The following is a 26,717-nucleotide window of genomic DNA, read 5'->3' on the forward strand; positions in this document are numbered from 1 at the left end:
GGAGGCGGCTGTGGCTGCGCTTTTGAAAGGGGGCCGCAGGCCCTCCTTTCAGGGGCGCGGGGCTGTGACATATGCGGCTCCGCCGCGTGGGCGCGCTCAGCCACAACGCACCCGCAGCCGAGCTACAACCAAGAACCCCCACGAACCCCACACCCTGCACCCAGCGGCAGCGCTCACGTACGGTTGAGGGCATGACGAGCATCGGTGGTGCCGAGATGGTCGACTGGAATCTCGCGGTGGCGACCGCGACCCGGCTCGTAAGGCCGGGCCCAGAGGTGAGTCGCGACGAGGCCAGGGCCGTCGTCGCGGAGCTGCGCCGACATGCGAAGGCGTCGGAACAGCACGTACGCGAGTACACGCAGATGGGCAGCGAGGACCTGCGTGACACCCCCATCCTCGTCGTCGACCGCCCGGGCTGGATCCGGGCGAACGTCGCCGGGTTCCGGGAGATCCTCAAACCGCTCCTCGACAAGATGCAGGAACGTCGCGGCAGCACCCCCGGCGGAGCCGTCCTCGGCGCCGTCGGCGGCAAGGTCACCGGCGTCGAGCTGGGCATGCTCCTGTCGTTCCTGGCCTCCAGGGTGCTCGGCCAGTACGAGACCTTCGCCCCGGCGACCCGCGAACTCCCGGCGGGCGAGAACGGCGGCGGCAGGCTGCTCCTGGTCGCCCCGAACATCGTGCATGTGGAGCGCGAACTGGACGTACAGCCCCACGACTTCAGGCTCTGGGTCTGCCTGCACGAGGAGACGCACCGGACGCAGTTCACGGCCGTGCCCTGGCTGCGCGACCACCTCGAGGGCGAAATCCAGTCTTTCCTGGAGGAGACCGAGGTCGACCCCATGACAGTCCTCGAGCGCATCCGGGAGGCCGCGCAGACGCTCGCCGGCAGCCGTCCCGAAGGCGAGGAGGGCGACGACGGTGGACGGTCCATCGTCGAGATCGTCCAGACGCCCGCCCAGCGGGAGATCCTCGGCCGGCTGACCGCCGTGATGTCCCTCCTGGAGGGCCACGCGGACTTCGTGATGGACGGCGTGGGCCCCGCCGTGGTCCCGTCCGTCGCCGAGATCCGCGAGAAGTTCCAGCAGCGCCGCCAGCGCGGGGCCTCCCGCCTCGACCTGGCGCTGCGCAAGCTGCTCGGCCTGGACGCCAAGCTGCGCCAGTACCGGGACGGGGAGCGTTTCGTACGGGCGGTCGTGGACCAGGTCGGCATGGAGGGGTTCAACCGCGTGTGGACCTCGCCGAACACGCTCCCCACCAAGTCGGAGATCTCCAAACCGGCGGACTGGGTTGCGCGGGTGCACCGTAAGGCAGAGTCGTGAACTGAATCCGGCCGAGGACAGGTGAGCGCCCCCGCTATCACCCGTCCGAGGGACCGTGGGGCATGGGTAGGCGTGCAATGCTCGGGGAACGGCCCGTTTCTGTCACCATCTAGGCACTCTGCGTGACCGAAGCTCGGGCTCACCCCCGACAATTTCATGAAGGGAACCGGACATGGGTCCCCATCCAGCGGTCGCGGCGATACGCCTGGCGGTCCGCCGCGTCCTCCACGACATCCTCACCGACCACACGCCCACCCATCCCGACACCGCGCACCCCGATCCCACGCACGCCGACATCGCGCACGAGCAGTCGCCCCCGCCGCTCGTGCTCGTGGCGTGCTCCGGCGGCGCCGACTCCATGGCGCTCGCCTCCGCGCTCGCCTTCGAAGCCCCCAAACTCGGCATCCGCGCCGGTGGCATCACCGTCGACCACGGTCTGCAACCCGGCTCCGACCTGCGCGCCCAGGAAGTCGTCGTACGACTCACCGAACTCGGCCTGGGCCCGGCCGAGTCCATCGGCGTCTCTGTCGGCCGTAACGGCGGCCCCGAGGCCGCCGCCCGCGACGCGCGGTACGCCGCCCTGGACGCCGCCGCCGAGCGCCACGGCGCCACGGCGGTCCTGCTCGGCCACACCCGCGACGACCAGGCCGAGACCGTACTGCTCGGCCTCGCCCGCGGCTCCGGCATCCGCTCGCTGTCCGGCATGGCCGCGGTCTCCGGAGGGCCGGGAGCCACCCGCCGCTACCGCCGCCCCTTCCTGCACCTCGACCGGCAGACCGCCCGCAAGGCCTGCATGGTCCAGTCGCTCCCCGTCTGGGAGGACCCCCACAACTCCGACCCGGCCTATACGAGATCACGCCTGCGCCAAGAAGGGCTGCCCGCCCTGGAGAAGGCCCTCGGCAAGGGCGTCGTCGAAGCCCTCGCCCGTACGGCACAGCTGTCCCGCGACGACGCCGACGCTCTCGACGCCTGGGCCCGCCAGGCCGAGGCCTCCGTGCGGGACACCGCCGGCCTCCTGGAGTGCGCCAAGCTGTACGCCCTGCCGCCCGCCGTGCGCCGCCGTATCCTGCGCCGTGCCGCCATCGAGGCCGGGGCGCCCGCCGGTTCACTGTTCGCCCGGCACATCGAAGAGATCGACCGGCTGATCACCGGCTGGCGCGGTCAGAGGGCCATCAACCTGCCGGGCAAAGTCGTCGTCCAGCGGCAGGGTGGCAGACTGGTGATTCGGCAAGGCTGAATCCGGGTCTTCCGCCGGCCCCTTGTGCGGGTCGTGGGCGGCCCGAGTGGCCGCCATACATGCGGGACGACCGAAAGTGATGCGGGTGGACGCGAAAGACATGGGCACCGACCTCAAGTCGGTGCTCATCACCAAGGAAGAGATCGACGCCAAGCTGGTCGAACTGGCCGCGAAGATCGACGCGGAGTACGCGGGCAAGGACCTGCTGATCGTCGGAGTCCTCAAGGGCGCCGTGATGGTCATGGCGGACCTGGCGCGCGCCCTCACCACCCCCGTCACCATGGACTGGATGGCCGTGTCCTCGTACGGCGCGGGTACGCAGTCCTCCGGCGTCGTGCGGATCCTCAAGGACCTCGACACCGACATCAAGGGCAAGCACGTCCTCATCGTCGAGGACATCATCGACTCCGGTCTGACGCTGTCCTGGCTGATCTCCAACCTCGGCTCGCGCGAGCCCGCGTCGCTCAAGGTGTGCACGCTGCTGCGCAAGCCGGAGGCCGCCAAGGTCGCGATCGACGTGGAGTGGGTCGGCTTCGACATCCCGAACGAGTTTGTCGTGGGCTACGGCCTCGACTACGCCGAGAAGTACCGGAACCTGCCGTTCGTCGGTACGCTCGCTCCCCATGTCTACGGTGGCTGAGGCACTCTCGTAGACAGTGGCGAAGCCCACGCAGCAGTGGAGGACGGTCCGGGAACCCTTGCGGGTTCCGCGCCGTTGGAGCATGCGTAGACGGGTTTGTCAGCCGGACCGTGCGGCTTCGGGTGACAATGCTGAGGTACCGTCCGAAGAACAGTCTTATCAAACTCACTATGGCAGGAGGGACGGGGCGGCACCGCTCCGTATGGATGGACGTGAAGCGATACTTCCGTGGGCCGGTCATGTGGATCGTGCTGGCCGTCCTTGCCGTGGTCGTGTTGATGCAGGTCGTCGGCTCGTCCGGCGGCCACAAGACAGTGGACACCGGCCAGGTCGTCCAGGCGATCAATGACAACAAGATCGAGTCGGCCAAGCTGACCACCGGCGACGAGCAGATCATCAAGGTCGAGCTCAAGGACGGCGAAAAGGTCGAGGGCAGCTCGAAGATCCAGGCGAGCTACATCGGCGACCAGGGTGTGAACCTCGCCAACACACTGCAGACCAAGTACGAGGACAAGCAGATCCCCGACGGCTACACAGTGTCGCCGTCGAAGCAGAACCCGTTCGTCGGGCTTCTGATCAGCCTGCTCCCCTTCGTCCTCATCGTGGTCATCTTCCTGTTCCTGATGAACCAGATGCAGGGCGGCGGCTCCCGAGTCATGAACTTCGGGAAGTCCAAGGCCAAGCTCATCACCAAGGACACCCCGAAGACGACGTTCTCGGACGTCGCGGGCTCGGACGAGGCCGTCGAGGAGCTCCACGAGATCAAGGAGTTCCTCCAGGAGCCGGCGAAGTTCCAGGCCGTCGGGGCGAAGATCCCCAAGGGCGTACTGCTGTACGGCCCGCCCGGTACGGGTAAGACGCTGCTCGCGCGTGCTGTCGCGGGCGAGGCGGGCGTCCCCTTCTACTCGATCTCCGGTTCCGACTTCGTCGAGATGTTCGTCGGTGTCGGTGCCTCCCGGGTCCGTGACCTGTTCGAGCAGGCCAAGGCGAACGCTCCGGCGATCGTCTTCGTCGACGAGATCGACGCCGTCGGCCGGCACCGCGGTGCCGGTATGGGCGGCGGTCACGACGAGCGCGAGCAGACGCTGAACCAGCTGCTCGTCGAGATGGACGGCTTCGACGTGAAGGGCGGCGTGATTCTCATCGCCGCCACGAACCGGCCCGACATCCTCGACCCGGCTCTCCTGCGCCCCGGCCGCTTCGACCGCCAGATCGCGGTCGACCGCCCCGACATGCAGGGCCGTCTGGAGATCCTCAAGGTCCACCAGAAGGGCAAGCCGGTCGCCCCGGACGTCGACCTGTCCGCAGTGGCGCGTCGTACGCCGGGCTTCACCGGCGCCGACCTGTCGAACGTGCTGAACGAAGCGGCGCTGCTCACCGCGCGTGGCAACCAGAAGCTGATCGACAACCACATGCTGGACGAGGCGATCGACCGTGTGGTCGCGGGCCCGCAGAAGCGGACCCGGATCATGTCGGACAAGGAGAAGAAGATCACCGCGTACCACGAGGGCGGTCACGCCCTGGTCGCGGCGGCCTCACCGAACTCCGATCCGGTCCACAAGATCACGATTCTCTCCAGAGGCCGTGCTCTCGGCTACACGATGGTCCTGCCGGACGAGGACAAGTACTCCACGACCCGCAACGAGATGCTCGACCAGCTGGCATACATGCTGGGCGGGCGCGCGGCCGAGGAGCTCGTCTTCCACGACCCGACCACGGGCGCTGCGAACGACATCGAGAAGGCCACCGCAACGGCCCGCGCGATGGTCACGCAGTACGGCATGACCGAGCGCCTCGGTGCGATCAAGTTCGGCGGTGACAACACCGAGCCGTTCCTCGGCCGTGAGATGGGTCACCCGCGCGACTACTCGGAAGAGGTCGCCGCGCTCGTCGACGAAGAGGTCAAGAAGCTCATCGAGACCGCGCACAACGAGGCCTGGGAGATCCTGGTCGAGAACCGCGACGTCCTGGACAACCTGGTCCTCGCGCTGCTCGAGAAGGAGACGTTGAACAAGGAGCAGATCGCCGAGATCTTCGCCCCGATCGTCAAGCGTCCGGCCCGCCCCGCGTGGACCGGCTCCGCCAGGCGCACTCCGTCCACCCGCCCGCCGGTGCTCTCCCCCAAGGAGCTGTCGCTGACGAGCGGGACGAACGGCGCGGCGCCGGCGATCACCGCGAAGTCGAACCCTGCCGCCGAGGCGGCGCTTCCGGTGGCCGAGCCGACTCCGGAGGAGCGTCCCGAGAGCTGAACCACCCAGTCCCGGCCGCCTCGATCGGCCCGGAACGGATGCCGCGCCCCCCTGGTCTAGCCTGGGGGGCGCGGCATATTCGTATGCGCGGACATGAAGCGCGTGATCCGTACGCGTCGAAGGCACAGGAACGAGGCACCAGATGATCGACCCCGTGAGGCTGGACGTCGAGGGTGTGATCGGCGAGTTCGACGAGAAGCGCGCCGAGAACGCCGTACGAGAGCTGCTGATCGCGGTCGGCGAGGATCCGGACCGGGAGGGGCTGCGGGAGACGCCGGGGCGGGTGGCTCGGGCGTATCGGGAGCTGCTGGCCGGGTTGTGGCAGGAGCCCGAGGATGTGCTGACGACGACGTTCGACCTGGGGCACGACGAGATGGTCCTGGTGAAGGACATCGAGATCGTGAGCCTGTGTGAGCATCATCTGCTGCCGTTTCACGGTGTGGCGCATGTGGGGTACATCCCGGCCGAGACCGGGAAGATCACCGGTCTGTCGAAGCTGGCGCGGCTCGTCGAGGTGTTCGCGCGGCGACCGCAGGTGCAGGAACGACTCACCACGCAGATCGCCGATTCGCTGATGCGGATTCTTGAGGCGCGGGGGGCGATTGTCGTGATCGAGGCCGAGCACATGTGCATGTCGGTGCGCGGTATACGCAAGCCGGGCGCCAAGACGACGACGTCCGCTGTGCGCGGGCAGTTGCGGGATGCGACGACGCGTGCCGAGGCGATGAGCCTCATCTTGGCGCGGTAGCGCTCCGCTTGGGGCGGGGGCCGTTTCGTCTGCCTGGTTGTTGTTCGTATGGGGCTGCGGGTTCGTTGTGGCTGGTCGCGCAGTTCCCCGCGCCCCTATCGGGGCCTGCGGCCCCTCAAGCGGGCGCGGGTCGCGCCCCGCGGCCTCCTTAGGGGCGCGGCCCTATGCCGCCGGGGCTGCGTTGCCGTTCGTTTCGTCGTCCTCCGGGAGTTTGCAGACTCGTTCCAGGAAGAAGGCCGCCGCTATGACGGCGATGCCTGCCAGGACCGAGAAGCCGGCGTAGATGGCCTGGTCGCGGCGGGCCGGGACGTCCAGGGACTCCAGGAGGAAGGCGCCCGTGCCGCCGTACATGCCGGCGACGAGGGCGGCCACCAGGGCGCTGGCCTGGCCGAAGACCACCGCTCGGGCCGCCAGCAGCGGGTCGACCCCCGTGGCGCCGGGGCGGCGCTCGCGCTGGGCCTTGAGGCGGGCTCGGAGAGAGAGCGCCGTGGCCAGGAGGACCACGGCGATCAGGGCCAGGACGATGGGGGCGGCGAGGGGGACCCGGGGCAGCGTGCCCACCGCGTTCCACAAGCGGGCGCCCGCCCAGGACAGCACGCCGGCGACCACGAACACGCCGGCCAGTGTCCTGATGCGCAGCTCTTTCACGATGCCCCTTCGTCGCAACCGGAGATGGTCCGGTAGACCTTAACGACTAGTCGGGCAGCTGTAGTTCCAGGTCGGCGCGGGGCGCGACCCCTTCGCGGGGGACGGCGGCCAGGAGCCCGGCCACCGGGCCGACACCCGGGAGCTGGGCGTCCGGCTCCACGTCGTGCCAGGGAGCGAGGACGAAGGCCCGCTCGTGCGCGCGCGGGTGGGGGAGGGTCAGTTCCGGGTCGTCGGAGACCAGGTCGGCGTACGCGACGATGTCCACGTCGATCGTGCGGGGCCCCCAGCGCTCGTCCCGTACGCGATGGAAGGCCTCCTCGACCGCGTGCGCCCGCTCCAGCAGGGAGGACGGGGGGAGCGTCGTGCGCAGGACGACGACCGCGTTGAAGTACGTCGGCTGGCTGTCCGGTTCCACGCCCCAGGGCTCCGTCTCGTACACCGGAGAGACCGCCTTGACGCGTACGCCGGGCGTGTCCTCCAGGGCGTCGACGGCGCCCTGGAGGGTCTCCAGGCGGTTGCCGAGGTTCGAGCCGAGGGAGAGCACGGCACGTTCCGGGTTGTGCAGGGTGGTGTCGGCGGCGTCCACGCGTTCCACGACGGAGGCGGGCACCGGCTGTACGGTCGGGTCGCTCTGACCCTCGGTCAACGAGGCAGTCATACTCGGCTCCGGGTGATGGTGACGGTCACGTCGTCGAAGGGGACGGTGATCGGCGCGTCCGGCTTGTGGACGCAGACTTCGACCTCCTGGACCGCGTCGTGTTTCAGGCACGTGCGGGCGATGCGCTCGGCGAGCGTCTCGATGAGATCGACGGGCTCGCCCTCGACGACGGCCACGACCTCCTGGGCCACGATGCCGTAGTGCACGGTCTTCGCCAGGTCGTCGTCGGCCGCGGCCGGCCGGGTGTCCAGGCCCAGCGAGAGGTCCACGATGAAGGTCTGGCCCTCCACGCGTTCCTTGGGGAAGACACCGTGGTGCCCGCGGGCCTTGAGGCCGCGCAGCGCGACACGATCCACGCGAATCACTCCTGCAGTCGTCGGTAACGGCGGTCACCGCCATGTGCGGTCGGCCCACCAGCCACAGTCGAATCTACCTGCGAACACTGACAACGCCCGGTCACGGGGACTCGGCGTCGGGCGCATGCCAGGAGGGTTCATCGACTGTTCTTCTGTGGGGACACGGCGGCTCACGGGCTGGTAGCCGCGCATACCCAGGGGCCCGCGATCCCAACCACTACGTGTCCCCTACCCACTCAGGAAGGGGAGTCGTCGGTCTCTTCCTCGCCGGATTCGGCCAGTACGGGAGAGGCGTGGTGCGACCAGAGCTTCCAGCCGTCGGATGTGCGGCGGAACACATTCGTGGCGACGACGAGCTGGCCCACGAGCGGTCCCAGTTCGTCGCTGTCCTCCGGGGACGGGCCGCCGCTGAGGATGTTCTCGGTGCAGGTCACCAGGGCGGTGTCGGAGATGACGGACACGTGCACGTCCGTCAGGAAGAACTGGATGTACTCGGTGTTCGCCATGATCAGCGCGTACGAGCGGAGCACCTCGCCGCGGCCGGTCAGTACGGGCCAGCCGGGGTGGACGCAGGAGACCTCGGCGCCCTGGTCGGCGGTTTCGTCGGGGTCCTCGGGGTCCGTGTCCGTGGTGTGTTCGGCTCCGTCGATGTCCATGGGGGCCAGCCAGAGCGTCGACAGCTCTTCGAAGTCGCCGCGTTCCATCGCTTCGTAGAAGGCGGTGTTGACGCGGGCGACCTCTTCGACGTCGGTGCGGGGTGTGCTCACTGGGCTCCCTCTGCCGCCCGGGCGCCTTCCACGGCCTGGGCGACCCGGACCGCGTCGGCGGTGGCCCGCACCTCGTGGACGCGGACCGCCCACGCGCCCTGGTGGGCGGCGAGCGCGGAGACGGCGGCGGTGGCGGCGTCGCGTTCCCTGGCGGGCGGCGGGGCGCCTTCCGGGCCCGCCAGTACGCGGCCGAGGAACCGCTTGCGGGACGCGGCGACCAGTACGGGGTGGCCGATGTCCAGGAGGCGGTCGAGGTGGGCGAGAAGGGTCAGGTCGTGCTCGGCCTGCTTGGAGAAGCCGAGGCCCGGGTCGACGACGATGCGGTCCGCGGCGATGCCTCCCTCGAGAACGGCCCCCACGCGCGCGCGGAGCTCGTCGACGACTTCGGAGACGACGTCCTCGTACCTCCCCTGGATGTTTCCGCCCTCCAGGAAGCCACGCCAGTGCATGACCACGAAGGGCGCGCCGGCGTCCGCGACGACCGGGATCATCGCGGGGTCGGCGAGGCCGCCGCTGACGTCGTTGACAAGTGCGGCGCCCGCCGCGAGGGCCCGTTCGGCGACGGAGGAGCGCATGGTGTCGACGGAGATGGTGACGCCTTCGGAGGCGAGGCCGCGGACGACCGGGATGACGCGCTTGAGTTCCTCGGCCTCGTCGACGCGGGTGGCGCCGGGGCGGGTGGACTCGCCGCCCACGTCGACGAGGTCGGCGCCCTCCGCGACCAGGTCGAGGCCGTGCTTGACGGCTGCCGTCGTGTCGAACCACCGGCCGCCGTCCGAGAAGGAGTCGGGGGTGACGTTCACGACTCCCATGACGGCGCACCGGTCCCATGCCGGGAGCCCGGACACTTGGCCTCGCCCGCTGTTCTTGCTCATATGCCCAGCGTAGGCCTCCGCGTTGAGGGCTGGGTTCGTCCATGGGAGTGGTGGCCTGAGCGAGGTCCCGGGGCTTGGGGGGAGTGGGACCTCGCTCAGGCCTGCTCTAGACCGCTCTTACGCCGTGTTCCGGCAGGCGGGTTTCCGGCAGCCGGTGTGTGCACGGCGGGGGCGTCCTGCGGCGCAGGGCCCGCGGCAGGGGGAGGTCCACGAAACCCTCCGCCCGCAGGGCCGCAAGGCCGAGGCGCGGCAGGTCGCGGGAGGAGCCGTAGACGACGAAGCGGGGCTCCCAGCGGGGGCGGAACTTCGCGTTGAACCTGTACAGCGACTCGATCTGGTACCAGCGGGAGAGGAACACCAGCAGTCCGCGCCAGGCGCGCAGGACCGGGCCCGCGCCGATCTTCTCGCCGCGGGCCAGGGCCGCGCGGAACATCGCGAAGTTGAGCGAGACCCGCCGCACCCCCAGGCGCGGCGCCGCCTGGAGCGCGGCCACGATGAGGAGCTCGTTCATGCCGGGATCGGCCGCGCGGTCGCGGCGCATCAGGTCGAGGGAGACGCCGTCGGTGCCCCACGGGACGAAGTGGAGTACGGCCTTCAGATCGCCGTACGGCCCCGGTTCGGCGTCGGCCTTGTGGGCGGTGGCGAGCAGACAGTCCCCGTCGGCCGGGTCGCCGACGCGGCCCAGTGCCATGGAGAAGCCGCGCTCGGTGTCCGTGCCGCGCCAGTCCTGAGCGGCGCGGCGTATCCGGTCCAGTTCGCCCTCGCCCAGGTCACGGACGCGCCGTACCCGGGTCTCGTAACCGGCCCGCTCGATGCGTTTCACCATCTGGCGCACGTTTCGCATCGGGCGCCCGGCCAGGGAGAAATCCGCGACGTCCACCACCGCCTCGTCGCCCAATTCGAGGGCGTCGAGGCCGGTTTCCCGTGTCCAGACCTCGCCGCCCGTCTCGGAGCAGCCCATGACGGCGGGCGTCCAGGAGTGGGTTTTCGCCACGTCCATGAAGCGCTCGATCGCGCCGGGCCAGGCCTCGACGTCGCCGATCGGGTCGCCGCTGGCGAGCATCACCCCGGAGACGACGCGGTACGTCACCGCCGCCTTGCCGCTGGGCGAGAAGACGACCGCCTTGTCGCGGCGCAGCGCGAAGTGGCCGAGCGAGTCACGGCCGCCGTGCTTCTCCAGGAGTGACCGCAGTCGCGCCTCGTCGTCCTCGGTGAGGCGTGCGGCGGGGTGTTCGGGGCGCAATGCCAGGTAGATGGTGGTGAGGGCGGTCAACAGGCCGAGCGCGCCGAGTGAGAAGGCCACCGTCCAGGACGTGTCGCCCTGGTAGCCGACCGGGCCCTCGAAGCCGAACAGGCCGTACACGACATGGGTGATGCGGTCCGCCAGGCTCGGGTAGCCGAGCATCCGGTCCGGGTGGGCGCTGACGACGACCAGGCCGAGGAGGAGTGAACCGGCGCCCATGAGAACGAAGTTGGTGAGCGCGCGCCAGCGGCTGCGGGGGTCGGGCAGCGCCGTGAACTCGCCGCGATGCCGCAGCAGGGGAGCCAGCAGCGCCAGGGAGACGAGGACGCCGATGAGGGAGTGCCGGTAGGTCAGCTGCGCGAGGGCACCGGCCGGCAGGAGGAACACGGCGGCCCGCCAGGCCCGGCGCTTGCGGCGGCGCAGACCGTGGGCCAGGAGCAGCAGCAGGACGCCAGCGCTGAGCGCCAGGGCGGCGGCGAACGGGCCCAGCGCGCCGGGCAGCACCTCGGCGAGCGTGTGCACACGGCTGTGCCTGAAGCTCGGGAAGACGCCCGCGGCGATGTCCAGGAACCCCACGAGGGTGCAGGCCCTGGCGACCAGGGCGGGGACGGTCTCAGGGCGTGGACCGCTCAGTACGCGCCGCAGTCGGCCCCTCCGGTGGTCCGGAGCCTTGGCCGATGTTTCCCCTTCAACCGTGACAGACATCGCATCCCGTACTTCTGCGAGAGACTTCGAAACCAGTGCCATTTACGGCATCCGGCGACATTGCGCCCTCTAGGACGGTGTCGGGAGGGACCTGGTTCATCCGGTTCTGGAAAAGCGTGTCAAAAGCGCGTCTCAAGAGTGCGGGTGCAGCGGGCGCATACGCGGTCCTCTGCGCGGTGCTGTTGTCACCGGAGTGACTGTTTGGCGTGACCGCCGAGTGGTGAGGTGGTGTCATTCCTCGGGAGTGGCTGGGTTTTTACGGGGCGGGGCTCCAAGATTCGCCTACGCGCGGTAAGTTTCTGGCCATGCCACGTGGACGTCACCGTCATTCCCCACCTCTGCACCGGCTGCTGCCCCCCTCGGCGATCGCAGGCGTCTCGCTCGTCTGTGCCGCCGGGCCCTGGTTGTTCTCGGACGCGTGGGTGCTCCGCGGGCTGGCCGCGGGCGCCGCGGCGACGGCTGTCGTGGGCGCGGTCGTCATGCGCCACTGGGACGTGTCCGCGGGCAAGCGCGTCGCGGACCTCACGCGCGCGCGTGCGAGCGACGAGTGGCGCCACGAGGAGCGCGTCGCCGAGCTCGAGACCGACCTCGACGAGTCGCGCGAACTGCGTACCAAGCTGGAGCACCGGCTCCGCGAGAAGCGGGCGGAGCTCCAGGGCCTGCGCAACGAACACGCCGCCCTGCTGCGGCGGTACGCCACGGCGGAGACGGAGCGGGCCAGCGTCCTGGAGAGCCGCCGTCGCCTCGCCATAGAGGCGACGACTCCGGCTCGTGCCGCCCTGCCCGCGGCGGCTTCGGCGGACCCGGTGGCCGAGGTGATCGAGGAGCCGGCTCCGGCCGCCCGTGCCGCGGCCGCGGTGCTCTACGCGAAGGCCAACGCGGCGTTGGACCGGCTGGCCCAGGCGGCTGCCGCTCACGTGGCCGAGGGCGCGCCCTGGACGGACGGGGCGTCGAAGGACGAGGTCGCGGAGGACGGTTCGACCAAGGACGGTTCGGCCGAGGACGTTTCGGAGGACGCGAGCGGTTCGTCCGCGGTGGACGGCTCTGCGGAGAGCGGTTCGGCTAAGGACGAGCCTCAGGACGCGCCCGTAGAGAGCGAGTCCCCCAAGAGCGGCTCTACGGAGAGCAGTTCGGCGGCGACGGACGAGCCCGGCCCCGGCAAGTCGCCGAAGGACAGCCCCGCGAAGGGTGGTTCGGCCAAGGGTGCCCCCGTGAAGTCCGGTGCGCCCAAGGGTGCGCCTCCGGCGGGCGGTCCCGGTAAGGGCGGGCCCACGCCGGGCGGTTCACCGAAGGGCGGCGCTCGCAAGAAGGCACCCGCGACGGGCGAGGCCGGGACGGAGGGCGAGGCGACGCAGGGGAAGCCCGAGGCGGTCGGCGGGCATGAGCGCACGGCCGCCGCGACCGCACCGACGCCCGCCGGGTCCGACACCACCGCGGCCGCTCTGAAGCCCGCCCTCAAGCCCGCGCTCGGTTCCGGGCACTTCACCGTGCCCAAGGCCGTGGCGGTCGCTCCGGCTCCTCCCGTACGGCGGCCCTCCGTAGAGGGCGGTTTCGACTTCTTCGGTACGCAGCAGGAGGCGTCCGAGGCCGCCCTGGAGGCCGTACAGAACGAGGATCTCGCCGACGTGGTGGGCCAGGAGGCGCTCGCTCTCCACAAGGCCGAGTCCGAGGCGCAGTTCAAGCCGGCGGACGAGGAGTCCCGCGGCGTCGGTCAGCAGGTCATCGACCTGACCGCGCACGACGAGACGGAGCAGATCGACGTGGCGGAACTGCGGAGCGCGGTTTCCTGAACCTCAGGAGCGCGGTTTCCTGAGCGTCAGCGGCAACAGCTCATGAGGGCAGTGGCAACGCAACACGCCACTGCCCTCAGCCGTCCACCGGCCCGACTCGGGCCATCACCGCTCAACTTCCGGCCATCCACCGATCCGGCCGAGCCTCCCGCCGCCCCGTCCGCGACCGGTCCGCCTGCCCGTACAGCAACTCCGCTGCCTGAGAGGCGTCCCGCAGCCGGGCGCTCACCGTCTTGTTGGCGCCGGTGTCTATGTGGATGTGGGACAGCCCCTTGAAGCGCATCCACGGCCCCTGTTCCAGGCGCACGCTCTGCACCTTGCCGTGCGGCACGAGCGCGAGGCTGCGGCGCAGCAGCCCGTGCCGGGACGCGAAGACGGCGTCGGTGACGGCGAGCCCGTAACCCCGCCACCACAACGGCATGCACCAGCCCGCCCGCCGCGGCGGGCGAGACAGCGAGCCCGGCACCGTCACCCCCGGCAGCACCCGCGCGATCACCGACTCTGCGACCTCGCGCGGAGCGACCGGTACGAGCACGGAGTTGGACGAACCCGCCACGTCCAGCTCGACCCGGACCCACCCGCGCCGCCGCCACAGCAGCGGTTCGACGATGCGGACGGTCTGTACGCGCCCGGGCGGCACCGTCTCGTGCGTACGGTCGAGCAGTCCGTGGTCGATACGGAGCCCGTCCGGGGAGTCGCCCACGGTCCAGTCGTACTCGCCGACGAAGCGCCCCACGCTGCTCGCGCCCGCCGCGCCGAGCAGCGGCAGCGCGACCGCGAGGACCGTCCACACACTGTGCGAGGCCCACCACACCAGCGGCGGTACGACGAGCGCGCCGGCCAGCGAACCCCAGGTGGCGCCCGTCAGCACCAGGGACACGGCGAGGACCCGGGCCGGTACATGCAGCAGTTGCCGGACCGGCGCCTCGCCCACCTCGTGCGCCGTCTCGGGGGCGAAACCGGCGGCGCGGGCGAGGAGTTCGGCCCGTAGCGCACGGGCCTCGTCCTCGCCCAGGAAGGCGAGTTCGTCCTTCTTGTCGGTCCCTATGACGTCGAGTTTGAGTTTGGAGACGCCCGCGACGCGGGCCAGCAGCGGCTGGGTGACGTCGACGGCCTGGAGCCGGTCGAGCCGGATGTGCGCGCTGCGCCGGAACAACAGGCCGGTACGGATGCGCAGTTCGGTGTCGGTCACCGCGAAGTGGGTGAACCACCAGGTCAGAAAGCCGTACAGGGCGGCGGCCGGAATGACGATGGCGATCGCGATCAGCAGGGTGGAGGTCGTCAGCCGGGTCAGCTGCCGCTGTGTCTGGTCGGGGTCGTGCACCGCCCAGCCGGCGATCACGGCGATCGGCGCCCAGGCGCGGCGCAGCGGCGTCACGGGATGCAACCGCCGCTCCGTCACGGGCTTCACCTGGCGTATGTCGCGCTCGACGTCGGAAGTCGTCACAACCCCGCCGATCTGGCCTCGCCCAGCTCCGTGAGCCGGTCCCGCAGCCGTTCCGCCTCCGCCGGGTCGAGGCCCGGAATGCGCGCGTCCGTCGCCGCGGCGGCCGTGTGCAACTGCACGCTCGCCAGCCCGAAGTGCCGCTCGACGGGACCCGAGTTCACCTCGACCAGCTGCATGCGCCCGTACGGCACGACCGTCTCCTCACGCCACAGCACACCCCGGCTGATCAGCAGGTCGTCCGCGCGCTCCGCGTACCGCCAGGACTCCCAGTTGCGCCCCAGCATCGGCCAGCCCCACAGCAGCAGCGCCAGCGGCAGCAGCGCGAACGCCGCCCAGCCGGGCCCGGCGAGCAGACCGAGCGGCAGCCCCGTACCGAGCGTCAGCGGCACCAGCCAGACGCCGAGCAGCAGCCGGCGCATTCGCAGCAGTCCCGGCGGCAGGCCGGTCCACACCGGCTCGGGCTCGGACTCGGTGTTCCCGGTGGCGCCCATGATCCCCGTACTCCCCGTCTCCATGCCGCAAGCGTACGTACGAGACACTGTTCCCATGACTCCTACGTCGGAGACCACGGTCGGCATCGGCGGCGCCGCGGAGAGCACCGACATGGTGCTCAACATCGGCCCCCAGCACCCGTCCACCCACGGTGTACTGCGCCTCAGGCTCGTGCTGGACGGCGAGCGGATCCAGCACGCGGAGCCGGTCATCGGCTATATGCACCGCGGCGCGGAGAAGCTCTTCGAGGCGCGCGACTACCGCCAGATCATCGTGCTCGCCAACCGCCACGACTGGCTCTCCGCCTTCTCGAACGAGCTGGGTGTCGTCCTCGCCGTGGAACGCATGCTCGGCATGGAGGTCCCCGCCCGCGCGGTGTGGATGCGCACGCTCCTCGCGGAGCTGAACCGTGTCCTCAACCATCTGATGTTCCTGGGTTCGTACCCGCTCGAGCTGGGCGGAATCACTCCGGTGTTCTATGCCTTCAGGGAGCGCGAGGAGCTCCAGGCCGTCATGGAGGAGATCTCCGGCGGGCGCATGCACTACATGTTCAACCGCGTCGGCGGCCTCAAGGAGGACCTCCCCGCCGGATGGACCGCACGCGCGCGTGCGGCCGTCGCGGACGTCCGCTCGCGCATGGACGTGTACGACAACCTGGTGCTCGGCAACGAGATCTTCCGCGGGCGTACGCGCGACGTGGGCCGGATGTCCCCGGAGACGGTGCACGCCTACGGAGTGAGCGGTCCCCTCGCCCGCGCCTCCGGCGTCGACTTCGACCTGCGCCGCGACGAGCCGTACCTGGCGTACGGGGAACTGGGCGACGTCCTGAAGGTGGTCACCCGGCAGGAGGGCGACTGTCTCGCCCGCTTCGAGGTCCTCCTGGAGCAGACCCACAACTCCCTGGACCTCGCAGACGCCTGCCTGGACCGGCTCGCGTCGCTGCCGCCCGGGCCGATCAACCAGCGGCTCCCGAAGGTGCTCAAGGCCCCGGAGGGCCACACGTACGCCTGGACCGAGAACCCGCTCGGCATCAACGGCTACTACCTCGTCAGCAAGGGCGACAAGACCCCGTACCGGCTGAAGCTGCGCTCGGCCTCGTACAACAACATCCAGGCGCTCACCGAGCTGCTGCCGGGCACGCTGGTCGCGGACATGGTGGCGATCTTGGGGTCACTGTTCTTCGTGGTCGGGGACATCGACAAGTAGGGCTTCCCCGGCTCTCTGTGCCCTTTGCGCTCTCCGTAGAGGGCTGTTTTCGCCGGGCGGCGGATCGGGCATCGGCTCGGGCAGTGGGTTCGGAATTCCAACCGGCTGCACGAGCCAGCCGAAGTCGCCGAGCCCGCCGGGAGCGGTGAGCTCGGCGGCCTCGCCCGCGCCGGCGAGGGCCCGTACGTACGCCGTCGGGTTCGTGGAGGCCAGCGATAACGGCGGACGGCCGCCGCTCACGCCCAGGGCGCGCAGGGCGTCCCGCTGGGTCAGCAGCCGGGCTCCGGGCAGTGCGCACGCGTCCAGGGCCACGTGCGCGGTGATGTCGCAGGAGCCGTCCGGCACGGGCGCCGTCTCGCGGCCCTCACGGAAGCCGGTGAGCGTTCCGAAGGGTGGGCGCGCGTCCGCGTGGTGGGCGTAGTCGACGGCCACGGCGAGACCCCGGGCGAGGGTGGTCACGGCGGATGCCCAGGCGGCATCCCTGGGGAGGCCGATTTCGGCACGCAGCCCTTCGGGATGCTGATTTGTTTCGCCGCTTGCTTCATTTGCTTCGGGACGCTGACCTTCAGGGAGCGGCCACCACCGCGCCAGCCATTCCGCTTCCGCTCCGGAGAGCGGCTCCCCGAGGGATTCGGTGCCGTCCTCCCGTACGAGGACCAGCCTCGGTACTCCGTCGGCGTCCGCCTCGGCCACGTCCAGGGGCACGTTGTCCAGCCACTCGTTCGCGAACAGCAGCCCCGTGACCCCCGCCGGAGGCTCCGCGCGCCACTCGATCCGGTGATCGAGGGCGGTGGGCCGGTCGGCGCGTTCGACGGCGTACCCGCGCGCGCGGGAGGCCACTTCGGTGGGCAGCGCCTCCAGGACGCCGGTCACCAGCTCGCCGCGGCCAGCGCCCATGTCGACGAAAGCCAGCTCGGCGGGCCGGCCGAGCGCCTCGTCGACCCGGCACAGGAGCCGGGCCACAGCCCCCGCGAACAGCGGCGAGGCGTGCACCGAGGTACGGAAATGACCCGCGGGCCCCTCGGGACGGCGATAGAACCCGGAAGGCCCGTACAGGGCTTCCTCGGCGGCCTGCCGCCACCCGCGCCGGCCACCCGCCGCCTCGTGTGCGTCTTGTCTCACGGCTTGTCCCACGGGGCCAGGCTAAGCGCCGGGAATCAGCAGGTCTCCACCTTGGGGAGTACGTACGGTGGTCGCGGATCGGCCCTCCGGTTGACCCCTGCACACTGCACCCTTCCCTACGCTGGGTTACGTGCAGCGCCTCTATGAACTCCTCCGCATACACCCGACGTGGGTCGACAGCTTCTGGGCCGTCCTCCTGCTCGGGATTTCGGTGCTGGGCGGATCGATCACGGAGGAGGCCCGGGGGGCCGATCTCCCGGCCGTCACGGTTCCGGTCATGATCCTGCTGAGCCTGGTGGTCGCGCTGCGCCGCCGTATGCCGGAGAAGATGCTGATCCTGGCGATGGTGGTCGGCCTGGCGCAGCTGATCGCGGATGTCGGGACGCTGCCCGCCAACTTCGCCTTCCTGGTGATCATCTACACGGTCGCGGCGGACGGCGCCCGCTGGTCCTCCCGGATCGCGTTGACCGCAGGCCTGTGCGCCGCCCCCCTGGCACAACTGCGCTGGACGTCGGAGCAGGGCGTCGGGAGCAGCATCGCCATAGTGACCTTCCAGACAGTTCCCTTCGCGCTCGCCTGGGTCCTCGGCGACTCGGTCCGCACCCGCCGCGCCTACCTCTCTCAGCTGGAGGAGCGCGCCGCCCGGCTGGAGCGGGAGCGTGAGGCGCAGTCCAAGGTCGCGGTCGCCGCCGAGCGGGCCCGGATCGCCCGCGAGCTGCACGACGTGGTCGCGCACAACGTGTCGGTGATGGTGGTGCAGGCGGACGGTGCCGCGTACGTCCTGGACACCGCCCCCGACCAGGCCAAGAAGGCCCTGGAGACCATCTCCGGAACAGGCCGTCAGGCCCTCGCCGAGATGCGCCGGCTGCTCGGCGTGCTGCGCACCGGCGAGCACCAGGAGAGCGGCGAGTACGTCCCCCAGCCCGACGTCGACCAACTCGACGACCTCATCGAAGAGGTCCGTACGGCCGGTCTCCCCGTCGACTACAAGATCGAGGGCACCCCGCGACCGCTGCCGAGCGGCGTCGAGCTCACCGCGTACCGCATCGTGCAGGAGGCGCTCACCAACACGCGTAAGCACGGGGGGCCGAACGCGGGCGCGAGCGTGCGCCTGGTCTACTTCGACGACGGCCTGGGGCTGCTTGTCGAGGACGACGGGAAGGGCGCCCCGCACGAGTTGTACGAGGACGGTGGCGCCGACGGCCGGGGACACGGTCTGATCGGTATGCGTGAGCGTGTCGGTATGGTCGGCGGCACCCTGGACGCGGGGCCGCGCCCGGGCGGCGGCTTCCGGATCAGCGCACTGCTCCCGCTGAAGCCCGCCAACTGACACGTGCACGCTCCATCCGTCGACCGATCGCCCACGCACCGACCACCCCGCACAGCCCGCCCATGATCCGACCGGAGGACCCAGGAATGCCGATCCGCGTGATGCTCGTCGACGACCAGGTGCTGTTGCGCACCGGATTCCGGATGGTGCTCGCCGCCCAGCCGGACATGGAGGTCGTCGCGGAAGCGGGCGACGGTGTCGAGGCCCTCCAGGTGCTGCGCTCGACCGACGTCGACGTGGTCCTCATGGACGTACGCATGCCGAAGCTGGACGGCGTCGAGGCGACCCGCCGTATCTGCTCGGAGCCCGACCCGCCGAAGGTACTGATCCTGACCACCTTCGACCTCGACGAGTACGCCTTCTCCGGGCTGAAGGCGGGCGCCTCCGGTTTCATGCTCAAGGACGTGCCGCCCGGCGAACTCCTCGCCGCCATCCGCTCCGTGCACAGCGGTGACGCGGTGGTCGCACCGTCCACGACCCGCCGTCTCCTCGACCGGTTCGCGCCGATGCTGCCGAGCGCCGGCAAGGAGCCCCAGCACCAGGGGCTGGAACGGCTCACCGACCGCGAGCGCGAGGTGATGATCCTGGTCGCGCAGGGCCTGTCGAACGGCGAGATCGCGGCCCGGCTCGTCCTCTCGGAGGCGACGGTCAAGACGCACGTGGGGCGCATCCTCACCAAGCTGGGGCTGCGGGACCGGGTGCAGGTGGTGGTTCTGGCGTACGAGACGGGGCTTGTACGGGCGGGCGGGCAGGGCTGAGCGGGCTCGTCAGCCGGGCAGCCGCGCCACGAAGTCGGCTACGGCCGTCCTGACGTCCTCCGCCGTCCACTCCAGCCCCGGCCCGGCCACCGTGACCTCCGTGTAGGCCAGGCCCGGTCCACCCCGTGACCAGCGCAGCGGGAACAACGAGGTCTTCGTCTCCTCGGCCTGAAGCATCCCCGCGTCGGTCAGGGCGTCGGCCTCGTACGGCAGCCAGAGCTGGAACTGGTGCGTGTGCGGCTCCTCCGGGTGGACGCGCACCCAGGGGACCCCGGCCGCGGCGAAGCCCTCGCGCAGCGCCGCGGCGACCACGCGCGCGTGGGCCACGTATTCCGGCAGCCGGGGCAGCTCCCTGTCCAGGCCGATCAGCACGGACAGGGCCGTCGGGAACTGCTGGAGGATCTGCCCGCCGTACCGGTGCCGCCAGGCCTTCGCCTCCTCGATCAGCGTCTTCGGGCCCGCGAGGGCGGCGCCGCCGATTCCGTCGAGCGACTTGTAGAACGACACGTAGACGCTGTCCGCGAGACCCGCGATCTCGTCCAGGGGGCGGCCGAAGTGCTTGGTGCACTCCCACAGGCGGGCTCCGTCGAAGTGCACCACGGCGTCCCGTTCACGCGCCGCTTCCGCCACCTCGGAGAGCTCCTCCCAGGTGGGCAGGACGAAACCGGCCCCCACCAGGGGCAGTTCGAGCAGCAGCGCCCCGAAGGGCTCCTCCAGGTCGCGTATCTCTGCGGCGGACGGCAGCCGTGGCTCATGCGTCGGATGGATGATCCGCAGGTCGCTGACCGTGCTGAACGCATGCCGTTCGTACAACTCGGGGTGGGAGAGCGGATGCATCGCCACGGTCGTGTTCCCCGTACGGCCCGCCCAGCAGCGCAGGGCGACCTGCTGGGCCATCGTGCCCGAGGGGAAGAAGGCGGCGGCCTCCTTGCCGAGGAGGCCCGCGACCCGCTTCTCCACGGTCTCGACGATCCCGTCGCCGTACATGTCCACCGGCTGGTCCAGGTCGTACACCTGGGCTGCCACGTCGGTCAGCCGCTCCAGCCGCTCGCCGACCGTGAAGTGGAAACCGGGCCGCCACAGTGTCCGTTCGGCCCCTCGGGCGGCGGCCCAGCGCCGCGCCCGCTTCTGCTCCGGGGAGTGTTCCTCACCCTGCTCGGCCGACTGATCCTCGTCCTGCTGCGCCGAATCACTCATTCCTGGATCATGCCGGGCCCGGTGTCGGCCCGGCATGCGAATTTCCCGCAATTTCCCACAGCCTGTGGACAACAAAACGGCGCCGGAACCGATCGCGTTAACATGACGAGAAATCGTCCGGTACCCCGAGCGGACTGGAACGGAAGGCCGCCGTCGAGTGAGTACAGTCCCACAACCAGACCCCAAAGATCGCCCCGCGCGGCTCACCATCGGCGTCGTCGGTGCCGGCCGCGTGGGGCCCGCTCTTGCCGCGTCGCTCCAGCTCGCCGGGCATCGGCCGGTGGCCGTCTCCGGAGTCTCCGACGCCTCCGTACGACGTGCGGCGCAACTGCTGCCCGACGTGCCGCTGGTGACGCCCGCGCAGGTCATGGAGCGTGCCGACCTGGTGCTCCTGACGGTCCCGGACGACGCCCTGCCAGGGCTGGTGGAGGGGCTGGCCGAGACGGGGGCGGTGCGGCCCGGGCAACTGCTCGTGCACACCTCCGGGCGATACGGCGCGAAGGTCCTGGACCCCGCGCTGCGGGCCGGTGCGCTGCCGCTGGCGCTGCATCCCGCGATGACGTTCACCGGCACTCCTGTGGACGTACAGCGGCTGGCGGGGTGCTCCTTCGGGGTCACCGCGCCCGAGGAGCTGCGGCTGGCCGCCGAGGCACTGGTCATCGAGATGGGCGGCGAGCCCGAGTGGATCGCCGAGGCCGCCCGTCCCCTCTACCACGCGGCCCTCGCCCTCGGCGCCAACCACCTGGTGACCCTGGTCGCCGAGTCCATGGAACTGTTGCGTACGGCGGGAGTCGAGGCCCCCGACCGGATGCTGGGCCCGCTGCTCGGTGCCGCTCTGGACAACGCCCTCAGGTCGGGCGACGCGGCCCTCACAGGACCCGTCGCGCGCGGTGACGCGGGCACGGTCGCCGCGCACGTCACGGAGTTGCGCAAGCACGCCCCGCAGACCGTCGCCGGCTATCTGGCGATGGCCCGCGCGACCGCCGACCGGGCCCTCGCCCACGGACTTCTCAAGCCGGAGCTCGCACAGGACCTTCTCGGGGTACTGGCAGACGGAGTACCGGCAGACGGGACCGACGGCACCGAGGGGGACGCCCGATGACCATCGCCCTGCTGCGCACCGCTGACGAGCTCCACGCGCGCGTGCGCACCGGCCGCCGCGCCGTCGTGATGACCATGGGCGCCCTGCACGAGGGCCACGCGACGCTGATCCGCACCGCCCGCGAGACCGCGGGCGGCGACGGAGAGGTCGTCGTCACGGTCTTTGTGAACCCCCTCCAGTTCGGCGCGGGCGAGGACCTCGACCGCTACCCGCGCACCCTGGACGCCGACGTCAAGCTCGCCGAACAGGCGGGCGCGGACGTCGTGTTCGCCCCCTTCGCGGACGAGGTCTATCCGGGCGGCGAACCCCAGGTCCGTATCAGTGCGGGCCCCATGGGCGAGCGCCTTGAAGGCGCCTCGCGGCCCGGACACTTCGACGGCATGCTCACCGTCGTCGCCAAGCTGCTGCACCTCACCCGGCCCGATGTGGCGCTGTACGGGCAGAAGGACGCCCAGCAACTCGCCCTGATCCGCCGCATGGTGCGCGACCTGAACTTCGGGGTCGAGATCGTCGGCGTACCGACGGTGCGCGAGGAGGACGGCCTCGCCCTGTCCAGCCGCAACCGCTACCTCTCGGCCGCCGAGCGCCGCACCGCGCTCGCCCTCTCCCAGGCCCTGTTCGCGGGCAGCGACCGGCACGCCGCACAGGAGGCCCTGCGCGCGCGTGCCCGTGAAGTGCCCGCCACGCGCGCGCGTGCCGAGGCCCTCAGCGCCATCGGTGAGTCCCGCGCGGCGGCCGACGCGCACGCCGTCGCCAAAGCGGTGCCGGGCGGCCCCGCCGCGGTCCGGGCCGCCGCCCGCCTCGTCCTCGACGACGCCGCCCGTATGCAACCCCCGCTCGCCCTGGACTACTTGGCGCTGGTCGACCCGTCCGACTTCACCGAGATCCCGGACGACCACACCGGCGAGGCGGTCCTCGCCGTCGCCGCCCGGGTCGGGACGACCCGGTTGATCGACAACATTCCGCTGACCTTCGGAGCCGCCCCGTGACCAGCACAGGCATACGTCTGCACGCGCCCGCCCCCGGCTGGTTCATCGCAGCCGACGTCGTGGTCGTCGGCTCCGGAGTCGCCGGACTCACCGCGGCCCTGCGCTGCGACGCCGCGGGCCTGCGGACCGTCGTCGTCACCAAGGCCATGCTCGACGACGGCTCCACACGCTGGGCGCAGGGCGGCATAGCCGCGGCCCTCGGTGAGGGCGACACCCCCGAGCAGCACCTCGACGACACGCTGGTGGCGGGCGCGGGCCTGTGCGACGAGCAGGCCGTACGCCTCCTCGTCACCGAGGGGCCCGACGCCGTACGCCGCCTCATCGCGACCGGCGCGCACTTCGACGAGTCCGAGCAGGGCGACCTGGAGCTCACCCGCGAGGGCGGCCACCACCGCCGCCGTATCGCCCACGCGGGCGGCGACGCGACCGGCGCCGAGATCTCCCGGGCCCTCGTCGAGGCGGTACGCGCGCGTGGGTTGCGTACGATCGAGAACGCCCTGGTCCTGGACGTGCTGACGGACGCCGACGGCCGCACAGCGGGCGTCACGCTGCACGTCATGGGCGAGGGCCAGCACGACGGCGTGGGAGCCGTTCACGCGCCCGCCGTGGTCCTCGCCACCGGCGGCATGGGCCAGGTCTTCTCGGCGACCACCAACCCGTCCGTGTCCACCGGAGACGGCGTCGCGCTCGCCCTGCGCGCCGGGGCCGAGGTCAGCGACCTGGAGTTCGTGCAGTTCCACCCGACCGTGCTGTTCCTCGGCCCGGACGCCGAGGGCCAGCAGCCGCTGGTCTCCGAGGCGGTACGGGGCGAGGGGGCCCACCTCGTCGACGCGGACGGCGTGCGCTTCATGCAGGGGCAGCACGAACTGGCCGAGCTGGCGCCCCGCGACATCGTCGCCAAGGGCATCATGCGCCGCATGCAGGAGCAGGGCGCCGAGCACATGTACCTGGACGCGCGGCACTTCGGCGCCGCCATGTGGGAGCACCGCTTCCCCACGATCCTCGCCGCCTGCCGCGCCCACGGCATCGACCCGGTCACCGAGCCCGTCCCGGTCGCCCCGGCCGCCCACTACGCCTCCGGAGGCGTCCGTACGGATTCTCAGGGCCGTACGACGGTCCCCGGCCTGTACGCGTGCGGTGAGGTCGCCTGCACCGGTGTACACGGCGCCAACCGGCTCGCCTCCAACTCCCTCCTGGAGGGCCTGGTCTACGCCGAGCGCATCGCCGCCGACATCGCCACGCGCCGCGAGGAAAACCGCCTCTACGCGCGCGTGCCCGCGCCGGTCGCCTACCCGGAGCAGCCCGTCCACCCGCTCCTCGACTCCGAGGCGCGGTTCGCGATCCAGCGGGTCATGAGCGACGGCGCCGGTGTGCTGCGGTCCGCCGAGTCCCTGGAGCGGGCGGCCGGCCGCCTCGAGCAGCTGCACTCCGACGCCCGCGACGCGCTCGCCGAGAACGGCAAGACGGCCGAGCCCGGCGTCGACACCTGGGAGTCCACCAACCTCCTGTGCGTGGCCCGCGTCCTGGTCGCCGCCGCCCGTCTGCGCGAGGAGACCCGCGGCTGCCACTGGCGCGAGGACCACGCCGACCGCGACGACACCGACTGGTCCCGCCACATCGTCGTACGGCTGAATCCGGACCGAACCCTCGCCGTACACACCACCGACACACCAGACTTCCCCCCGACCCGGCAGCCCCGCCCGGCACCCAGCCCTCAGGAGCAGTGACAGCAGTGAGCAGCACCCCCGATCTTCCCCTCCTCTCCAGCGGTGGCTGTGGCGACGGCTGCGGCTGCGGTGCCGCAGGTGCCGAAGAGGACTACGACCTCGACCCCCTGGAGTGCGGCCTCGACCCGGCCCTCGCGGCACTCCTCGCCGACGCCGGACTCGACCCCGTCGAGGTGGAGGACATCGCGCACCTCGCCATCGAGGAGGACCTCGACCACGGCGTGGACGTCACCACGGTCGCGACCATCCCCGAAGAGGACGTCTCCACCGCCGACTTCACAGCCCGTGAAGCGGGCGTCGTGGCGGGCCTGAGGATCGCCGAGGCGGTCGTCTCGGTGGTCTGCACGGACGAGTTCGAGGTCGAGCGCCACGTCGACGACGGCGACCGCGTGGCGGCAGGCCAGAAGCTCCTGAGCATCACCAGCCGCACCCGCGACCTCCTGACGGCCGAACGCAGCGCCCTGAACCTCCTGTGCCGCCTCTCCGGCATCGCGACCGCCACGCGCGCGTGGGCGGACGTTCTTCAGGGCACGAAGGCACGCGTACGCGACACCCGTAAGACCACGCCCGGACTGCGCTCCCTGGAGAAGTTCGCGGTGCGCTGCGGCGGTGGCGTCAACCACCGCATGTCCCTCTCGGACGCGGCCCTGGTCAAGGACAACCACGTGGTCGCCGCGGGCGGCGTCGCCCAGGCCTTCAAGGCCGTACGCGAGACCTTCCCGGACGTACCGATCGAGGTCGAGGTCGACACCCTGGACCAGCTCCGCGAGGTCCTGGACGCGGGCGCCGACCTGATCCTCCTGGACAACTTCACGCCCAGCCAGTGCGAGGAGGCCGTGGCCCTCGTCGACGGCCGCGCGTACCTGGAAGCCTCGGGCCGCCTCACCCTGGACAACGCGGCGGCGTACGCGCGCACCGGCGTCGACTACCTCGCCGTGGGCGCCCTCACCCACTCCTCGCCGATCCTCGACATCGGCCTCGACCTGCGAGCGGCGGAGTAGGTACGGGCCATGCTGCTGACCATCGACGTGGGCAACACCCACACCGTCCTCGGCCTCTTCGACGGCGACGACATCGTCGAGCACTGGCGCATCTCGACGGACGCGCGCCGCACGGCCGACGAGCTGGCGGTGCTGTTGCAGGGCCTCATGGGCATGCACCCGCTGCTCGGCGACGAACTGGGCGACGGCATCGACGGCATCGCCATCTGCGCCACAGTCCCCTCCGTCCTGCACGAGCTGCGCGAGGTGACCCGCCGCTACTACGGCGACGTCCCCGCCATCCTGGTCGAGCCCGGCGTCAAGACGGGCGTACCGATCCTGATGGACAACCCCAAGGAGGTCGGCGCGGACCGCATCATCAACGCGGTCGCCGCCGTCGAGCTCTACGGCGGCCCCGCGATCGTCGTCGACTTCGGTACGGCGACGACCTTCGACGCCGTCAGTGCGCGCGGGGAGTACGTGGGCGGTGTGATCGCCCCCGGCATCGAGATCTCGGTCGAGGCACTCGGCGTCCGGGGCGCCCAGCTCCGCAAGATCGAGGTGGCCCGGCCGCGCAGCGTGATCGGCAAGAACACCGTCGAGGCCATGCAGTCGGGCATCATCTACGGTTTCGCCGGCCAGGTCGACGGCGTCGTGAACCGGGTGGCCCGCGAACTGGCCGACGACCCGGATGACGTCACGGTCATCGCGACGGGTGGGCTCGCGCCGATGGTTCTGGGCGAATCCTCGGTCATCGACGAGCATGAGCCCTGGCTCACGTTGATCGGGCTACGGCTGGTGTATGAGCGGAACGTCTCGCGGACGTGACGCTTGCCTCCGGCGGTTGGGCGGTTGGGTTCGTTGTCGGCTGCAGGTTGAGTGTGGCTGGTCGCGCAGTTCCCCGCGCCCCTTGGGTGGGAGGGGGTGCGGACTTTCCCAGGCCCGGGCTTGTGCGGGGCCCAGGCTCCTCGGGGCGCGGGAAGCCGCAGGCTTTTTAGGGGCGCGGGGCTGTATCGATTTGCGGCTCCGCCGCGTGGGCGCGACCAGCCACAACGAACCCGCACCAAACCGCGAACTCAACCGGCCCAACCGCCGGAGGCGTTCTACCCCATTTTGTCTGATTAGCGCGTAT

At 70.9% G+C, this 26,717-nt stretch carries 24 protein-coding genes; 14 read left to right on the forward strand and 10 right to left on the reverse strand.

Features of this window, described 5'->3' with window-relative positions; all coding sequences use genetic code 11:
* The first annotated feature begins 191 nt into the window (after nt 1-191).
* From IEZ21_RS39000 to folE, 5 genes are all read left to right on the forward strand, one after another.
* A complete protein-coding gene (locus IEZ21_RS39000) occupies nt 192-1,319 on the forward strand; it encodes an Rv3626c family coenzyme F420 biosynthesis-associated protein (protein WP_033321678.1) in 1,128 nt (375 codons plus the stop codon).
* A 172-nt stretch (nt 1,320-1,491) separates the two neighbouring features.
* A complete protein-coding gene (tilS, locus tag IEZ21_RS39005; RefSeq protein ID WP_189326564.1) occupies nt 1,492-2,556 on the forward strand; it encodes a tRNA lysidine(34) synthetase TilS in 1,065 nt (354 codons plus the stop codon).
* A 79-nt stretch (nt 2,557-2,635) separates the two neighbouring features.
* On the forward strand, nt 2,636-3,196 hold the full coding sequence (gene hpt / locus IEZ21_RS39010) for a hypoxanthine phosphoribosyltransferase (RefSeq protein ID WP_033321676.1): 561 nt from the start codon (nt 2,636-2,638) through the stop codon (nt 3,194-3,196).
* 206 nt (nt 3,197-3,402) lie between these two features.
* Complete coding sequence (gene ftsH, locus IEZ21_RS39015; RefSeq protein ID WP_033321675.1) at nt 3,403-5,445, forward strand: ATP-dependent zinc metalloprotease FtsH; 2,043 nt, start codon at nt 3,403-3,405, stop codon at nt 5,443-5,445.
* A gap of 142 nt (nt 5,446-5,587) precedes the next feature.
* Nucleotides 5,588-6,193, forward strand: a complete 606-nt coding sequence (gene folE, locus IEZ21_RS39020; RefSeq protein ID WP_033321674.1) for a GTP cyclohydrolase I FolE — start codon at nt 5,588-5,590, stop codon at nt 6,191-6,193.
* Nucleotides 6,194-6,355: 162 nt separating this feature from the next.
* Here folE and IEZ21_RS39025 read toward each other — a convergent pair whose 3' ends face one another.
* The 6 genes from IEZ21_RS39025 to IEZ21_RS39050 all read right to left on the reverse strand — a co-directional run bounded on the left by IEZ21_RS39025 (nt 6,356) and on the right by IEZ21_RS39050 (nt 11,445).
* Entirely contained in the window at nt 6,356-6,841 is a 486-nt protein-coding gene (locus IEZ21_RS39025; protein ID WP_033321673.1) for a DUF3180 domain-containing protein, read from the reverse strand.
* Nucleotides 6,842-6,887: 46 nt separating this feature from the next.
* Nucleotides 6,888-7,499, reverse strand: coding sequence for a 2-amino-4-hydroxy-6-hydroxymethyldihydropteridine diphosphokinase (gene folK / locus IEZ21_RS39030; RefSeq protein WP_189326565.1), 612 nt, complete (start codon nt 7,497-7,499; stop codon nt 6,888-6,890).
* Nucleotides 7,496-7,855, reverse strand: coding sequence for a dihydroneopterin aldolase (gene folB / locus IEZ21_RS39035; RefSeq protein ID WP_033321671.1), 360 nt, complete (start codon nt 7,853-7,855; stop codon nt 7,496-7,498). The genes folK and folB overlap by 4 nt, the downstream gene beginning before the upstream one ends.
* A gap of 236 nt (nt 7,856-8,091) precedes the next feature.
* A complete protein-coding gene (locus IEZ21_RS39040; protein ID WP_189326566.1) occupies nt 8,092-8,622 on the reverse strand; it encodes a nuclear transport factor 2 family protein in 531 nt (176 codons plus the stop codon).
* The gene (folP, locus tag IEZ21_RS39045; RefSeq protein ID WP_189326567.1) at nt 8,619-9,497 is read right to left on the reverse strand and encodes a dihydropteroate synthase; all 879 of its coding nucleotides are present in this window, start codon (nt 9,495-9,497) and stop codon (nt 8,619-8,621) included. Before folP ends, IEZ21_RS39040 begins: the two co-directional genes overlap by 4 nt.
* A 106-nt stretch (nt 9,498-9,603) precedes the next feature.
* Nucleotides 9,604-11,445, reverse strand: a complete 1,842-nt coding sequence (locus IEZ21_RS39050; RefSeq protein ID WP_189326568.1) for a phosphatidylglycerol lysyltransferase domain-containing protein — start codon at nt 11,443-11,445, stop codon at nt 9,604-9,606.
* A gap of 305 nt (nt 11,446-11,750) precedes the next feature.
* Here IEZ21_RS39050 and IEZ21_RS39055 point away from each other — a divergent pair, with 305 nt between their 5' ends.
* Nucleotides 11,751-13,235, forward strand: a complete 1,485-nt coding sequence (locus tag IEZ21_RS39055) for a coiled-coil domain-containing protein (protein ID WP_189326569.1) — start codon at nt 11,751-11,753, stop codon at nt 13,233-13,235.
* Between the two features lie 112 nt (nt 13,236-13,347).
* Here IEZ21_RS39055 and IEZ21_RS39060 read toward each other — a convergent pair whose 3' ends face one another.
* Both IEZ21_RS39060 and IEZ21_RS39065 read right to left on the reverse strand, forming a co-directional pair.
* Entirely contained in the window at nt 13,348-14,682 is a 1,335-nt protein-coding gene (locus IEZ21_RS39060) for a PH domain-containing protein (protein WP_189326570.1), read from the reverse strand.
* On the reverse strand, nt 14,679-15,197 hold the full coding sequence (locus tag IEZ21_RS39065) for a PH domain-containing protein (RefSeq protein ID WP_189326571.1): 519 nt from the start codon (nt 15,195-15,197) through the stop codon (nt 14,679-14,681). Before IEZ21_RS39065 ends, IEZ21_RS39060 begins: the two co-directional genes overlap by 4 nt.
* 31 nt (nt 15,198-15,228) lie before the next feature.
* Between IEZ21_RS39065 and IEZ21_RS39070 the strand changes: the two genes are divergently transcribed.
* On the forward strand, nt 15,229-16,380 hold the full coding sequence (locus IEZ21_RS39070; protein ID WP_189326572.1) for an NADH-quinone oxidoreductase subunit D: 1,152 nt from the start codon (nt 15,229-15,231) through the stop codon (nt 16,378-16,380).
* Here IEZ21_RS39070 and IEZ21_RS39075 read toward each other — a convergent pair.
* Nucleotides 16,345-17,514: an SAM-dependent methyltransferase gene (locus IEZ21_RS39075; protein ID WP_189326573.1), complete on the reverse strand. Its 1,170-nt coding sequence runs from the start codon at nt 17,512-17,514 to the stop codon at nt 16,345-16,347. The two genes, IEZ21_RS39070 and IEZ21_RS39075, sit on opposite strands and share 36 nt — an antisense overlap.
* A 118-nt stretch (nt 17,515-17,632) precedes the next feature.
* On the opposite strand from IEZ21_RS39075, the gene IEZ21_RS39080 reads away from it, so the two are divergent.
* Nucleotides 17,633-18,832, forward strand: coding sequence for a sensor histidine kinase (locus IEZ21_RS39080; RefSeq protein WP_033321664.1), 1,200 nt, complete (start codon nt 17,633-17,635; stop codon nt 18,830-18,832).
* Between the two features lie 86 nt (nt 18,833-18,918).
* Complete coding sequence (locus IEZ21_RS39085; protein WP_033321663.1) at nt 18,919-19,590, forward strand: response regulator transcription factor; 672 nt, start codon at nt 18,919-18,921, stop codon at nt 19,588-19,590.
* Between the two features lie 9 nt (nt 19,591-19,599).
* Here the strand turns inward: IEZ21_RS39085 and IEZ21_RS39090 are convergent, their stop codons facing one another.
* On the reverse strand, nt 19,600-20,787 hold the full coding sequence (locus IEZ21_RS39090) for a threonine aldolase family protein (protein ID WP_189326574.1): 1,188 nt from the start codon (nt 20,785-20,787) through the stop codon (nt 19,600-19,602).
* Between the two features lie 157 nt (nt 20,788-20,944).
* Here IEZ21_RS39090 and IEZ21_RS39095 point away from each other — a divergent pair, with 157 nt between their 5' ends.
* The 5 genes from IEZ21_RS39095 to IEZ21_RS39115 are packed head-to-tail and all read left to right on the forward strand — an operon-like array spanning nt 20,945 to nt 26,413.
* Nucleotides 20,945-21,889, forward strand: coding sequence for a Rossmann-like and DUF2520 domain-containing protein (locus IEZ21_RS39095; RefSeq protein ID WP_189326575.1), 945 nt, complete (start codon nt 20,945-20,947; stop codon nt 21,887-21,889).
* A complete protein-coding gene (panC, locus tag IEZ21_RS39100; RefSeq protein ID WP_189326576.1) occupies nt 21,886-22,878 on the forward strand; it encodes a pantoate--beta-alanine ligase in 993 nt (330 codons plus the stop codon). The genes IEZ21_RS39095 and panC overlap by 4 nt, the downstream gene beginning before the upstream one ends.
* The gene (locus IEZ21_RS39105) at nt 22,875-24,605 is read left to right on the forward strand and encodes an L-aspartate oxidase (RefSeq protein ID WP_189326577.1); all 1,731 of its coding nucleotides are present in this window, start codon (nt 22,875-22,877) and stop codon (nt 24,603-24,605) included. Before panC ends, IEZ21_RS39105 begins: the two co-directional genes overlap by 4 nt.
* The gene (gene nadC, locus IEZ21_RS39110) at nt 24,602-25,606 is read left to right on the forward strand and encodes a carboxylating nicotinate-nucleotide diphosphorylase (RefSeq protein WP_189326578.1); all 1,005 of its coding nucleotides are present in this window, start codon (nt 24,602-24,604) and stop codon (nt 25,604-25,606) included. Before IEZ21_RS39105 ends, nadC begins: the two co-directional genes overlap by 4 nt.
* A 9-nt stretch (nt 25,607-25,615) precedes the next feature.
* Nucleotides 25,616-26,413 carry a type III pantothenate kinase gene (locus IEZ21_RS39115; protein WP_033321657.1) on the forward strand — a complete coding sequence of 266 codons (798 nt, stop codon included), beginning with the start codon at nt 25,616-25,618 and terminating at the stop codon, nt 26,411-26,413.
* The last annotated feature ends 304 nt before the right edge of the window (nt 26,414-26,717 follow it).

Source organism: Streptomyces flaveus, from assembly GCF_014647675.1.
Taxonomy (GTDB): domain Bacteria; phylum Actinomycetota; class Actinomycetes; order Streptomycetales; family Streptomycetaceae; genus Streptomyces; species Streptomyces flaveus.